This is a genomic window from Rhizorhapis sp. (genome assembly GCF_035276005.1).
Lineage (GTDB): Bacteria > Pseudomonadota > Alphaproteobacteria > Sphingomonadales > Sphingomonadaceae > Rhizorhapis.
The window spans coordinates 93,982-107,179 of record NZ_DATEMB010000061.1 but is presented as its reverse complement, the minus strand read 5'-3'; the positions used below and the strand labels follow the sequence as shown (position 1 = coordinate 107,179).

The window sequence follows — 13,198 nt, the reverse complement described above, 5'->3', positions numbered from 1 at the left end:
CCTCGAAGGCCGCTTCAAGAGGCGGTTTCGTTCCATCCAGTTCAACAATGCTATGGGTATTGGCCAAGCCATCGTTCCAAACAGAATTGTGACCTGTGAACTTCCACTCAACCGCAAGAGTTCCTCGTCCTTTGAAGATGTCCTGCTCACCAAACGCCCAATTTTTTGCACAAAGGGAGAACTCTACAGCAGCAACATACGCGGTGATCTGTGTGTTTCCCATATCTAGGCCATTTTTCTGAATTTCGTTTAAAACGACCTTTTCCATTATGGAGTTCATCATTGCAGGGACTGGCGGCGCAATATCACTCCACACGAGTTTGCCGTTAGGAGCGCAGAGGAACCCCGCCTTTTTCCGTCCGATGACGGAAAAAGGGGTATAGTTATATATCACCTTAACCTGAGCATCGGTCCGATGCTGCCCCCAAGAGGCTTGCGGGTAACCGAAAAGCCCCAACCCCAAGCTGACAGCGAATAGAGCGCCTGCAGCCTTACTCTTACTCAATTGTCCTGCCCGGCATTTTCAGCTTTCGTGGCAGCGACGGGTTGAGAAGTTGGCGAAATCGATGAGTCAGTAGCGGGCACTGGCACGTTCCCCGCGCCAGACGAATCCATCGCCTGCCGGACGAATATGGCCTTGCTAATCTTCTCAAACGCATCAGTATAAGCGGCAGCGTCAGTTATCGGCTCTTCATCGGCCGATCGCTGACCGTAAATTCCACCCTTCGTAACCGCCATTACAAAGCTTAAACGAATTCGTGAAACATTCTCGCTGACTGACTCAATAAAGGCCGAAACCACAGGAGAACGCTTCTTGTTACCGAAACCCCAAAGTATGTTATACGTTAATTTTCCCTTCGAAGAACCCTGCCCCGTGATTAGGCCAGTATCCTTGTCGGCTGATAAAATTCGATAGCCCTCATCTTGCAACACACTCATGACTGCTGGAAAACTCACATCCTTTCCAACCTCAAAATCTTTTGATTGGATTTGCTGAAGTTCCAGTCCAGATAATTTCGGCTTCTTGGCAGCCTCGACAGGCGCAGAAAAAGCCATGCACCCCATCATCAGTGCCGCTGAAAAAATCCTCTTCATGATAACCCCCTATTAAATCTAGAACGAACTGGTTCTCGATTTGAAATCCGCGACCTTTTTATCAGGCCCGAACTTGATGATCATTGTCATGTTGCGCGACGATGAACTGGCATTGCTTTTTCGCTTGCCGAAACCCAGACCCGCACCACCTCCGACATCGCTTCCGCCCCCTCCAAGCAGCATTCCAATAGAGAACCCCGAACTGCTATCGGACGTGACCGTCGCGTTACGTTCATACACCCATACTTCCCGACCCGCGCCGTCAAGGGTCGTAATATTAGGCGCGCCGAAAGTTTCCAGAACCTGCGCCTGAGTCGTCTCACCAACTTTCAATGTCATTTGCACCATGCCGTGGGTAAGGGCGTTTGGCGCATCGCCAGCGAATGCAGGCACGCTGGCGCAGACCGCGAGCATAGCAATTATACATTTGAACATTGAATTCCCCCTGCGAAATCAGTCAACTGGTCCGCTGATGTCCAAAATAACGAATGATGCAAATTAGAAAAGCAGAATTTCACTCTTGAGGGAAAGACTATATGACAGCCCTCAGCCCAACGCCTTCTTCAGCAATTCATTAACCACCTTCGGATTGGCCTTGCCGCCCATGGCCTTCATTGTCTGTCCGACGAAGAAGCCGAACAGCGCTTCCTTGCCACCGCGATATTGTTCGACTTTGTCGGCATTGGCCGACAGAACACCCGCAATCACTTCTTCGATCGCGCCAGTATCGCTCGTCTGTTTAAGGCCCTTTTCCTCGACGATCTTTTCCGGATTGTCGCCGGTCTCCAGCATGATCTCGAAAACCTGCTTGGCGAGCGTACCGGAAATGGTGCCATCCGCCACCAGCGCCAGCAGTTCGGCGCCCTGCTGCGGGCTGACGGGGCTGTCCTCCAGCGTCTTGCCGAGGCGGTTGAGCGCTCCGAACAGTTCGGAGAGCAGCCAGTTGGCGGAGGCTTTCGCGACCTCCGCCTCGCTCTTCTTCTGAATGCGCGCGCCTTCTGCCAGCAGCGCCTCGAACCAGCGGGCAGTTTCAGCCTCGGCGGTCAGAACGGCTGCATTATAGGAGGAGAGGCCGAGTTCCGTTTCATAGCGGCGGCGCTTGGTGTCTGGAAGCTCCGGCAGCGACTTGCGGCATTCGGCGAGGAAATCCTCGTCCAGTTCCAGCGGCAGCAGGTCGGGATCGGGGAAGTAGCGATAGTCATGCGCGTCTTCCTTCGACCGCATCGAGCGGGTTTCGCTTTTGTCGGGGTCGAACAGGCGCGTCTCCTGCACGATCTTTCCGCCCGATTCGAGCACGTCCACCTGCCGGTTGGCTTCATATTCAATAGCCTGCATGACGAAGCGCACGGAGTTGACGTTCTTCGTCTCCGTACGGGTCCCAAAGGGCTCGCCGGGCTTGCGGACGGAGACGTTGACGTCCGCGCGCATGGACCCTTCCTCCATATTGCCGTCGCACGAGCCCACATAACGCAGGATGGTGCGGAGCTTGCGAAGATAGGCCCCCGCTTCGACCGGAGAGCGCATATCGGGGCGGCTGACGATTTCCATCAGCGCCACGCCCGAGCGGTTGAGGTCCACATAAGAGCGCGTCGGGTGCTGGTCGTGCATCAGCTTGCCCGCATCCTGCTCAACATGGATACGCTCAATGCCGATGCGCTTGGTGGGGCTGTCCGGGTCCTTCTCGTCCAGCGTCACCTCGATCTCGCCCTCACCCACCAGGGGATGGTAAAGCTGGCTGATCTGGTAACCCTGCGGCAGGTCGGCGTAAAAATAATTCTTCCGGTCGAAGCGCGACCATTGGTTGATGACCGCATTGATCGCCATCCCGGTGCGCACCGCCTGGCGGATGCATTCCCGGTTGGGGACAGGCAGCATGCCCGGCATGGCGGCGTCGACTAGGCTCACCTGGGTATTAGGTTCGGCGCCGAAAGCAGTCGCGGCGCCGGAAAAGAGCTTCGCCTGGCTCGTCACCTGCGCATGCACCTCAAGGCCGATCACGACCTCCCACTCGCCGGTTGCGCCCTGGATTCGGTAGGTTGATTCAGTCATTAAATTTGCGTCCGGCTGATTTACGGTTTGCGGCTCGTATGACGGCCTCACCCTGTCCATTGATAAAAAATTCGACTGGACCGCCATTTTGAAGGCCCATGACCTTTCGTAAATCTGAATTCACGAATATCCTGCCCTGCTGATCCATGACCGTCGATTTTCGAAAACGCTTGATCATGCTTTCGACCTCAAAAACTCAGCCGTTGCAGCCATTTTTGAAGCGATGCTCCCACCATCCTTTCCAAGATGATCCATGATCTGGAAAAATCGCTGGTATTCTTGGTGAAGAATTTCTCGACGCTTAGATAATGTATAAAAAACGGCCGACCAGGCAAGCGCTGCCAAAGGAATTACAACTCCCGCCCATGCAATCCACTCTGCGGCGTTGGTCAAGCCCATCTCACCACCACTTGCCCGGCCGCGCCTCAAACCTCGCCCGTTCCTCGATCGCGAGGCCCGCGTTCAGCACGCCCTGCTCGTCAAGCGGCTTGCCGATGATCTGGAGGCCGAGCGGAAGGCCCTGCGCATCCAGACCGCCGGGCACCGACATCGCCGGAAGGCCTGCGAGCGAGGCGGGGACGGTGAAGACGTCGTTCAGATACATCGCCAGCGGATCGTCCTGCTTCTCGCCCAACGCAAAGGCGGCGCTCGGCGCGGTAGGGGTCAGCAGCAGGTCGCAGCTTTCCCAAGCCTTCTCGAAATCGCGGGCGATGAGGGCACGGACCTTTTGCGCCTGGGTATAGTAAGCGTCATAGAAGCCCGCGGAGAGCACATAGGTGCCGATCATGATGCGGCGCTTCACCTCCGCACCGAAACCGGCGGCGCGCGTGGCTGCGTACATGTCCTGCAGGCCCGCGCCTTCTGGAAGTTCACGCTGTCCGTAACGGACGCCGTCATAGCGGGCGAGGTTCGACGATGCCTCCGCAGGAGCGATGATATAATAGGTCGGCAGCGCATATTGCGTGTGCGGAAGGGAGACGTCGACAATCTCCGCACCTGCGTCCTTCAGGAAGGCGATGCCCTGCTGCCAAAGCGCCTCGATCTCGGCAGGCATGCCATCGACGCGATATTCCCTGGGAATGCCGACGCGCTTGCCAGAAAGATCGCTGGCAAGCCCCGCCTCCCATTGGGGCACGGGAAGGTCGAGCGACGTCGCATCGCGCGGGTCGAAACCGGCCATATTCTCCAGCATGATCGCGCAATCGCGCACGTCGCGCGCCATCGGTCCCGCCTGATCCAGCGAGCTGGCGAAGGCGACAATGCCCCAGCGGGAGCAGCGGCCATAGGTCGGCTTGATGCCGGAAATTCCAGCAAAAGCTGCGGGCTGCCGGATCGAGCCGCCGGTGTCCGTGCCCGTTGCAGCGGGGCAGAGGCGCGCCGAAATCGCCGCCGAGCTGCCCCCGGAGCTTCCGCCCGGCGCCAGGTCCGCATTACCGCCGTCCTTGCGCCGCCAGGGCGAGATGACATTGCCGAAATAGCTGGTCTCGTTGGACGAACCCATGGCGAACTGGTCCAGGTTCAGCTTGCCCAGCATCCCGGCCCCCGCCTCAAACAGATGGCGCGAGACGGTGGATTCATAGGTGGGCGTGAACCCCTCGAGAATGTGGCTGGCAGCGGTGGTCTGGACCCCCTGCGTGCAGAAGAGGTCCTTCATACCAATGGGGACGCCCGAAAGCGGCAGCAGCTTGCCCTCGCTCCGTGCCTTGTCGGCAGCGTCAGCGGCGGCGAGCGCATGGTCGGGCGTTTCGACAATGAAGGCGTTGAGCGCTTTGGCGGCCGCGACATTGGCGTTGAACGCCTCCGCCACTTCGCGTGCGGTGAAGTCGCCCTTGCGGAAGCCGTCGCGGATTTCCGCCACGGTGAGGTTGGTAAGTTCCGCCATTATTCGATCACCTTCGGCACCGCGAAAAAGCCATGCTCCGCCTGGGGCGCATTGGCGAGGACCTTCTCCCGCACATTGCCGTCGGTCACCACATCCTCGCGCAGGCGCAGCTTGTTGGGAATGACCGCAGTCATCGGCTCGACACCGCTGACGTTCACCTCCCCTAATTGCTCGACAAAGCCGAGAATCTTGTTGAGCTCAGGCGCCAGCGCCTCCACCTCTGCATCGCTGATCGCGAGACGGGCGAGGCTGGCGATTTTCTTGACGGTTGCATGATCGACAGACATAGGCAGCCGCTAGCACCCGCGCGGGGCGGCTTCAAGCGGCTTTGCTATTCAAATGGCTGTCCAGCAGGCTTCCCGTCAATGAACAACTGGCGACGTTCGACAGGCCGGATTTCCAGCTTCCCCTGCCTTATGGCTTCCGCAACGGTGCGCCGTTCCGTCTCGTTGGGATAGCGCCCCGGCGCTGTGACAGGCGAAACCGCCACTGGCATCATGCCCTGCCGTTCCTGCCATCTGCCCTGCACCGCATAGACGGGCCGGATCATGGGATCGCAATTCTGGCACGGAGTGTTGATCAGCACCGCGCTGTTTTCCCCCGGCCGGTAGAGCAGGACACAAGCCTCCGACGATCCACACATGTCACTGCCCGAAAGGCGAACCTTCAAATCCTCTGGCAGGGCCACCTTCTCCGGCAAGATGGTGAGCCGCCGGTCCAGGGTTTCGGCGGCCATCCGGCGCTGGTCCAGATTGACCGCATCCCAGCGATTTTTGACCTGCTGGATCTCCCTCGCCCGTTTTCTGACTTCGGCGCTGTTCCCGCTTGCGGCGAGATCCCGCACCGCCCGCTTGCCTGCCGGACCGAAATCGAACCACAGGGCGGCCCAGTCAAAGGTCTCGGGGCGTGTCCGCCCGTCGTTCAGCCGCGCCACCTGATCGCGCGCCGACAATGCGCCAAAGCTCAGCAGCGGCGTGGAAAGAGCGAAAGCCAGAAGGCAAAGAACAAAGACCAGGACAAGATTGGCGCGCCGGACGGGGCCAGCCCACTCCATCCGACGCCGCACGAGCGCCACCGCATAGGCAATGGCAAAGCCCATGGCGATTGCGGTAAACACAACCGCCCACAGCCGGTCGGGCGTCAGGCCATATTGATCGATCCGCAGGCCCGTCGACACCGCAGCGATCACCGCCAGCGGCAACAATGTTGCGCTGAGCGCCATCGCACCCCAGCGAAGCGCGGGCAGCTTTGCCTCATCCCCCGCCGAATCGCCGATCACCGCGTTGATCAGCAGGATCGCGGCTACAATCGTCGACAGCAATATAGGCGTGGTCGAACGCGTCGCATCCCATAGCGGCGCAAGTCCCGTAAAGGGCAAGGCCAACACGAACAGGAGCAACGCTGCACCCAGGATCGGGGCGAGCACGGACAGCACTGTCATCGCCACCCGCTGCAACAGCGCCAGCATGGGATCACGGTCCCGAAGCAGGCCCACCCCTGCACCCAGCGACGCGCCAAGAAGCCCGGCAATGAACCAGTCCTCACGAAGCGCATCCTTCAACAGCCCGATGCCGATAAGCTGGAACAACTCCGAAAGCAGCAGCGCCAGCAGCATGACGACGCCCGCAAAGGCCCAGGCGAGGCACCACAGGACGATGTTGGTCCAGGCCCGGTCATGCACCGCCGGATAGGGAAAGGCGGCGCGCCAGCCCGGCGCTCCAGCCGGTCTTTCCCGCCACACCTGAAACAGCGGCGCTGCAATCGCCACCGCTATGGCGGCGCAGAGCAGTCTCCAGCCATTGGCGGCATCCCAATCGTCAGGACCGCCATTCCAGTAGATGACCGATGCCACGACGATGCCCGCCACCAGTGCGAAAATAATGGTCGAAACCTCCTCCCGCCGCTCGAGCGTGAAGCCGAACACAGTCGCCGCAACCCCAATGAAAGTCGCCATCGCCAAGCGCAGACTGTCCGCCTGCGCCCCTGCCGTATCGCCCAGCCAGTGCACGAGGAGTCCCGCCGCCCCGCCGAGCAGGAAGAGAAGCCAGCTTCTGGCGGGCCAGTCCTGATGATCTGCTTGCGTTGCCATTCGTCCTCCCTGTCCACAAAGGCTATTTGAAGATCTTAATCGAGGCGCAATGCCGTCGTCCCTGCGCAGGCGGGGACGACGGCATTATTTTATCTATGCGCGGTCCGGCCAGTAGCTGCCCTCCCCCTCTTTCCTTCCAACCCTATTGCCAATCCGCTCATCTTGCATGCAGAAAACGCACTCGCGCTTGCGTGTCCCTTTCATTATGCTGCACTGCACCATCGGAGAGCCATTTGGCCCGCAAATTTCTTTATGTCGTTGCTATATTGACCATGCTGGCCGTGGCCGCCGCCTTTGTCTACCGGCTCTGGGGAGAGCAGTTGATGACGGCTGCCATGGTCCCGAGCACCAACTATGTGCCGCTAAAGCCCCTCCCCCAAAGCGCCTATGCGGCGCCCGCCATGTGGTATGCGCGGCCGGACATTCACGGAGAAAACCCCGCGCTCTGGATTCCTGCCGGCGTGCCGAACGGAAAAGTGGGGCCTGCGGCGATCTTCTTCATCCATCCCACCTCCTATCTTCAGCGGAACAGTTGGAACGCGCCCCTCGATGATGCCGAATCGGCCGACCGGGCGCGGCTGTTCATCCGCAGCCAGGCGAGCGCCTTCAATAGCTTGGGTGAAATATGGGCGCCGCGATACCGCCAGGCGACCTTCGGCGCCTTTCTGACCGGCAAGGCAGAGGCGAGGCGTGCGCTTGACGCGGCCTATGAGGATGTCGTCGCCGCCTTCAACCAGTTCCTTGCGCATAATCCCGGCCGGCCGCTGATCCTCGCGGCCCATAGCCAGGGTTCGCTGCACCTTGTCCGCCTTCTCAAGGAACGGGTCGCGGGCACCTCGATCGCGGATCGGATTGTCGCTGCCTATGTGGTCGGCTGGCCGGTTTCCGTTGAAAGCGACTTGCCCGCCCTTGGCCTACCCGCCTGCCACAGCAGGTCGCAGGCCCGCTGCATCTTAAGCTGGCAGAGCTTTGCGGAACCCGCCGACCCAAAGGCCATATGGGACGTCTATAATGAAAGCGTCGGCCTTACCGGAAAGACACGCAAAGGGACACGCATGCTTTGCGTGAACCCGCTCACCGGCGCACCCGACAGCGCGGCAGCGGCAAGCCGGAATCTCGGCACCCTGAAGCCTGACGAAGCAATGGCGGAGGCGACACTGGTCCGGGCGGCTGTTCCCGCCCGCTGCAACCGGGACGGCTTCCTTCTGGTCGGCGACCCGCCCGACCTTGGGCCCTATGTGCTGCCCGGCAATAATTACCATGTCTATGATTATGCCTTGTTCTGGGCCAATGTGCGCGCGGATGCGAGTGAAAGGCTGAAGACATTCCTGGCGCACTGATCACCACCGACAGGGCCGAGTTCAGGGCCGCGCTGCCCACGGGCGGGCGGCTGATCGGGCTTGATGTCGGCACGAAGACAATCGGCCTTGCCCTGTGCGATGCGGGCTGGTCGATCGCCAGCCCGGCGCACACCATTGCACGCAGCAAATTCAGCAAGGACAAGGCGGTCCTGGCACAGTTCATCGCGCAGCAACAGGTGAAGGGCATCGTCATCGGCCTGCCGTTCAACCTGGACGGCAGCGAATCTCCGCGAAGCCAGTCCAGCCGCGCCTTTGCGCGGAACATATCGGACCTTGACCTGCCGATCCTGCTCTGGGACGAGCGCTGGTCGACGCAGGCGGTGACACGGACCCTTATCGACGCAGACGCCAGCCGCGCCCGCCGCGGAGAATTGGTGGACAAGCTCGCCGCCAGCTACATCCTGCAAGGCGCGATCGATGCGCTCTGCGGTGGGTAATAATAGGCACCATCTTCGTCATCCTTATCTTCCGTCGTCCCTGTGCAGGCAGGGACCCCGCTTCTCTCTAACAAGACTGAGGAAAAAGCTGGGTCCCTGCCTGCGCGGGGACGACGGGTGTATATTGCTTAATGCGTGTTCGATGCCCCCTGTCCCCCTTTCCGCTCTTGAGCTTCCGCCCCGGCTGGAATAAGCGGGGCGGCAATGCAGTCCTCCCCGCCCTCAAAGACGAGCAAGTCCGGTCTTTCCGGCCGGGAGAATTTTCCGCATCGGCATTTGCTGGGGATGGAACATCTCCAGCCTTGGGAAATCCGCTTCCTCCTCGACGAAGCTGAAAATTGGGTCGCCCTCAACCGGCGGTCGGCCAAGCATGACGACCGGCTGGCTGGCCTCACCCAGATGAATGCCTTTTTCGAGAACAGCACCCGGACGCTGCTCTCCTTCGAAGTGGCGGGAAAAAGGCTGGGGGCGGACGTCGTCAATATGCACGCCGCCCAATCCAGCGTGAAGAAGGGCGAAACGCTGATCGACACGGCGGTGACGCTCAACGCCATGCGGGCCGACGTCATCGTCATCCGCCATCAAAGCTCGGGCGCGGTGCAGCTCATCGCCGACAAGGTGGACTGCCCCGTCCTGAACGCAGGCGACGGGCGGCACGAACATCCGACGCAGGCGCTGCTCGACGCTCTCACCATCCGCCGCCGCAAGGGCCGTATTGAAGGGCTGACCGTCGCCATTTGCGGCGATGTGCTTCACAGCCGCGTGGCGCGGTCGAATATCATCGGCCTTTCCACTCTGGGTGCGGAAGTGCGCGTCATTGCGCCGCCCACGCTGATGCCGGAGGCCATCGACCGGATGAGCGCCATCCCCTTCACGGATTTTGACGAAGGGCTGAAGGGCGCCGACGTGGTGATGATGCTGCGGCTTCAGAATGAACGGATGGACGGCGGCTTCATCCCCTCGCCGCGCGAATATCATATGCTCTACGGCCTGACGCCCGAGCGGCTGACGAAGGCAAAGCCAGATGCGCTGGTCATGCATCCGGGTCCGATGAACCGGGGTGTCGAGATCACCAGCGGCGTCGCCGATCATCCGGAGCGTTCCGCCATTACCGAACAGGTGGAAATGGGCGTAGCCGTGCGGATGGCCTGCCTTGACGTCCTCACGCGCGCCGCACGGGGGGTGGAAGGATGGGCGTGAACGGGCTCATTGCCATCACCAATGGAAAGCTGGTCGATCCGGCGCGGACGGGGGCCGAAGCGGGCACGCTTCTGCTGAAGGGCGAAACCATTTTTGCCGCGGGGGCCGTGGAAGTGCCCGCCGATGCGGAAACCGTCGATGCCAAGGGCCTGCTGGTGGCGCCGGGGATCATTGACCTCGGCGTATTCAAGACCGACAAGCCCGCCTTTCTTTTCGGGGGCATCACTCGCGCGGCTCTGATGCCTGACCAGTCGCCGGTGCTCGATGATCCGGGTCTCGTGCAGCATGCAGCGCGCGCCGGAAAGCCCGACTTCTGGGTCCATCCCCTCGCGGCGGCGACAAAAGGGCTCGAGGGCCGCGAGCTTGCCGAAATGGCCATGATGAAGGCCGCGGGAGCCCGCGCCGTGGCGACCGGCCGCCGCTGGATCGCTGATTCCGGCGTCATGTTCCGCGTGCTCCGCTATGCGGCGGCCCTCGACCTCGTCGTGATTGCCCATGCCGAGGATGATGGACTTGCGGGCAATGCCGTCGCCACATCCGGGGAAACCTCGACAAGGCTGGGCCTTCCGAGCGCGCCAGCCTGCGCTGAGGCCATAGCGATCGCCCGCGACATCATGCTGGCGCGCGAAGCCGATGCCGCCATCCACTTCCGCAATGTGACCACCGCCCAGGGCTTCGATCTTGTGCGGCAGGCGAAGGCGGAGGGTCTCAAGGTCACCTGCGGCGTCAGCCCCGCTTATCTGTTCCTGTCGGACAACGCCGTCTCTGACTTCCGCACCTTCGCCCGGCTCTCTCCTCCGCTGCGGAGCGAAGAGGACCGCAAGGCGGCCATCGCTGCCGTTGGCGACGGCACGGTCGACGTCATTTCCTCAAGCCATGACCCGCGCGGGCCAGAGGACAAGCGCCTGCCCTTCGCCGACGCCGCGCCGGGCATGGCGGGCGCGGAAACGCTGCTGGCGCTTTCGCTCAACCTCGCCCGCGACGGCATTGTGGGAATGAACCGCCTCTTTTCCATGCTGACCACCAATCCGGCGCATATTCTGGGTATCAATGCCGGGACATTCGCCCAAGGCGCGGCGGCGGACATCATTCTCATCGATCCTGAGGTGCCCTGGCAGGTGGATTCAAACAGGATGGCGGCCCAAGCGGGCAACACACCCTTTGACCGCATGCCCGTTCAGGGCCGGGTCCGCAGAATCATGAAGGGCGGCCAGTTCCTTAACTAGCCGCCCCCAATCATGCTCCCCGCAGGGTTGTTCTGTTCGCTTCAGGAACCGCGATAGGCCAGTTGCCGCACGTCGCGAGACACCCACTGGCTCTTCGCCGGGCCCTCGATCCGCCGCACGAAACAGGCGGAACCCTTGGCCCTCAAGCTGGCGCAAAGCCGCTCGGCTTCGGCCCGGCTGTCGAAACCGGAAAGTGCCAGGCGGTGGAAAGTTTTGCCCCTGATCTGGCTTTTGTTGGCAATCGAAGCGAAGGTGCGGATGTGTTGATAGCGGCTGCTGAGCCTCCGCCATGCCTGATCTACTCCCTCGGCACTGCTGAACGCGCCAAGCTGAACGGCATAGCTACCCGCAAGATGGTAAGATCCGGTCTTTTTCTGAACTGGCGCTGCAGCAGGAATGGCGACGGGCTGGATCATTGCCGGTGCGGGCCTTGCTGGCTCTGCGACCGGAGCGGCCTCCGCAAAGCTCTCCGCTTCCGCTGGCGCTTCAGGAACATAGGCGGGCGGCGTCAACTCAGGAGCCGCCGCCATTTCGACCGGCGCAGGCGCCGCATTCAGTGCCAGCGCCACGGGCAGGCCGGGGTCGGCCTGCGGAGTCGTACCGATCAATTGCGCCACCTGCTCGGCCTTGGCGCCCGGACGGTTGAGCATGGCCCATTCCGTGATTCGCTTTGCAGCCTCGGCGGGAGAAAGATCCTGGCTCGCTACCAGCTTCGATTCGCGCCAGTTACCGGCAAGAGCCAGGGCATAAGCAAGGTTCTGCCTTACCTTGGCCGTGGCATCGGCCTGCCGCGCCTCTGCCAGCAGTACGCGAAGCCCTTCGTCCGCATCGCCTGCGAGCGCCATGGCCAGGCCATAATCGGCCGCCGGAAGCACATCCATCTGCTCTTGCAGAAGCGAGCGGGCGGCTTCGCTCCGCCCGCCGGCGATCCGTGTCATGGCAAGGCCGATCACCACGCGGGCGTCCACCTGGCCGAGCGACATGGCGTCTTCAAAGCTGCGTTCGGCCGATGCGAAACGGCCCTCGGCGAGATAAGCCTGCCCCAGTTGCGCGCGGAGCTGCGCGTCATTGGGACTGGCGGCTACCGCTGCCTCGGCGGAGGCCAGCGCCCTGCCGGCCGATGGGGCGGGCCGCATCGCCGCGGGACCTCCGGTGCCCGGAGCGGTGCTGGCGCATCCCGCCATGGTCGAGCCCAGAATGAAGGAGGAAGCCGCGAATTTTAGGAAGGCGGAACGCTTCATTTTCCTATTCTCCGATCAGGCCTGTCCGGCGACGCGCCGTTGGGGCAACTGCTCTGCGAGTTGTTCGACATGCGGCCATTGTTCCAGAAGCTCATCGAGGGCTTCCGTCACCAGTTGCTGTGCCGAGCGGTTGGAAACCGCGCAGGCGAGGCGCAACTTCAGATGGCGCTCGGCGTCCAGACGGAGAGTGAAGGCCGCCTTGGACTTGCGCTGCTTGAGGCCAACGGGCCGCGCCTTGGCTTTGCCCGCTTTCGCCTTGGGGGCAGCGGGTTCTTCCTCGAATTGTCCATTAGCTACTTTTTCAGCCAGCATCTGGCGCTGCTCGACGACGGCTGGCACCTCGACAGACGCAATGGCGGTCTCGCTCGCTTCGCTGGGCGCAGCGAGCCGCGCCGGCTGCGGCTCAAGCACGGGCGGATGGCTCGGCAAGGGCGAAAGCCCTGCATGTGGATGCTGCTGGGCAGGGGCGATATCCTCGCCCATGTCGTTCCAGCCCAGATCCTCATGGCCAAGGGCCACTCCGCCGCCCAGATATTGGCGGCGCATGGCGGGCTTGGCGGTTCCCTTTCGCGCCAAAAGGCCGGAGGTGAGGGAGGCAAATGGCTTTGGTTCACCCAT

Annotated in this window: 14 protein-coding genes; 4 read left to right on the top strand and 10 right to left on the bottom strand. The window is 61.7% G+C overall.

Annotated features, from left to right (window positions below; all coding sequences use genetic code 11):
• The 8 genes from VJS46_RS14210 to VJS46_RS14175 all read right to left on the bottom strand — a co-directional run.
• A partial coding sequence (locus VJS46_RS14210; RefSeq protein ID WP_324060721.1) for a hypothetical protein occupies positions 1-268 on the bottom strand: 268 nt, incomplete at its 3' end.
• A gap of 233 nt (positions 269-501) precedes the next feature.
• Complete coding sequence (locus VJS46_RS14205; protein WP_324060720.1) at positions 502-1,095, bottom strand: hypothetical protein; 594 nt, start codon at positions 1,093-1,095, stop codon at positions 502-504.
• 18 nt (positions 1,096-1,113) lie between these two features.
• The gene (locus tag VJS46_RS14200; protein ID WP_324060719.1) at positions 1,114-1,530 is read right to left on the bottom strand and encodes a hypothetical protein; all 417 of its coding nucleotides are present in this window, start codon (positions 1,528-1,530) and stop codon (positions 1,114-1,116) included.
• A 111-nt stretch (positions 1,531-1,641) separates the two neighbouring features.
• Positions 1,642-3,144 (bottom strand): Asp-tRNA(Asn)/Glu-tRNA(Gln) amidotransferase subunit GatB, encoded by a 1,503-nt coding sequence (gatB, locus tag VJS46_RS14195; RefSeq protein ID WP_324060718.1) that lies wholly within the window; start codon positions 3,142-3,144, stop codon positions 1,642-1,644.
• Between the two features lie 174 nt (positions 3,145-3,318).
• Complete coding sequence (locus tag VJS46_RS14190) at positions 3,319-3,537, bottom strand: hypothetical protein (protein WP_324060717.1); 219 nt, start codon at positions 3,535-3,537, stop codon at positions 3,319-3,321.
• Between the two features lie 7 nt (positions 3,538-3,544).
• On the bottom strand, positions 3,545-5,026 hold the full coding sequence (gene gatA / locus VJS46_RS14185) for an Asp-tRNA(Asn)/Glu-tRNA(Gln) amidotransferase subunit GatA (RefSeq protein ID WP_324060716.1): 1,482 nt from the start codon (positions 5,024-5,026) through the stop codon (positions 3,545-3,547).
• Positions 5,026-5,313 (bottom strand): Asp-tRNA(Asn)/Glu-tRNA(Gln) amidotransferase subunit GatC, encoded by a 288-nt coding sequence (gatC, locus tag VJS46_RS14180; protein ID WP_324060715.1) that lies wholly within the window; start codon positions 5,311-5,313, stop codon positions 5,026-5,028. The genes gatA and gatC overlap by 1 nt, the downstream gene beginning before the upstream one ends.
• A 44-nt stretch (positions 5,314-5,357) precedes the next feature.
• Positions 5,358-7,115, bottom strand: coding sequence for a DUF4153 domain-containing protein (locus tag VJS46_RS14175; protein ID WP_324060714.1), 1,758 nt, complete (start codon positions 7,113-7,115; stop codon positions 5,358-5,360).
• Between the two features lie 233 nt (positions 7,116-7,348).
• On the opposite strand from VJS46_RS14175, the gene VJS46_RS14170 reads away from it, so the two are divergent.
• The 4 genes from VJS46_RS14170 (at position 7,349) to VJS46_RS14155 (ending at position 11,339) form a co-directional block, all read left to right on the top strand.
• Positions 7,349-8,455: a DUF3089 domain-containing protein gene (locus VJS46_RS14170; RefSeq protein WP_324060713.1), complete on the top strand. Its 1,107-nt coding sequence runs from the start codon at positions 7,349-7,351 to the stop codon at positions 8,453-8,455.
• Positions 8,452-8,913: a Holliday junction resolvase RuvX gene (ruvX, locus tag VJS46_RS14165; protein ID WP_324060725.1), complete on the top strand. Its 462-nt coding sequence runs from the start codon at positions 8,452-8,454 to the stop codon at positions 8,911-8,913. Before VJS46_RS14170 ends, ruvX begins: the two co-directional genes overlap by 4 nt.
• Positions 8,914-9,117: 204 nt before the next feature.
• The gene (locus tag VJS46_RS14160) at positions 9,118-10,113 is read left to right on the top strand and encodes an aspartate carbamoyltransferase catalytic subunit (protein ID WP_324060712.1); all 996 of its coding nucleotides are present in this window, start codon (positions 9,118-9,120) and stop codon (positions 10,111-10,113) included.
• Positions 10,110-11,339 carry a dihydroorotase gene (locus VJS46_RS14155; protein ID WP_414708027.1) on the top strand — a complete coding sequence of 410 codons (1,230 nt, stop codon included), beginning with the start codon at positions 10,110-10,112 and terminating at the stop codon, positions 11,337-11,339. The genes VJS46_RS14160 and VJS46_RS14155 overlap by 4 nt, the downstream gene beginning before the upstream one ends.
• A 41-nt stretch (positions 11,340-11,380) precedes the next feature.
• Here VJS46_RS14155 and VJS46_RS14150 read toward each other — a convergent pair whose 3' ends face one another.
• Both VJS46_RS14150 and VJS46_RS14145 read right to left on the bottom strand, forming a co-directional pair.
• A complete protein-coding gene (locus VJS46_RS14150) occupies positions 11,381-12,580 on the bottom strand; it encodes an SPOR domain-containing protein (protein ID WP_324060710.1) in 1,200 nt (399 codons plus the stop codon).
• Between the two features lie 15 nt (positions 12,581-12,595).
• The gene (locus tag VJS46_RS14145; protein ID WP_324060709.1) at positions 12,596-13,198 is read right to left on the bottom strand and encodes a hypothetical protein; all 603 of its coding nucleotides are present in this window, start codon (positions 13,196-13,198) and stop codon (positions 12,596-12,598) included.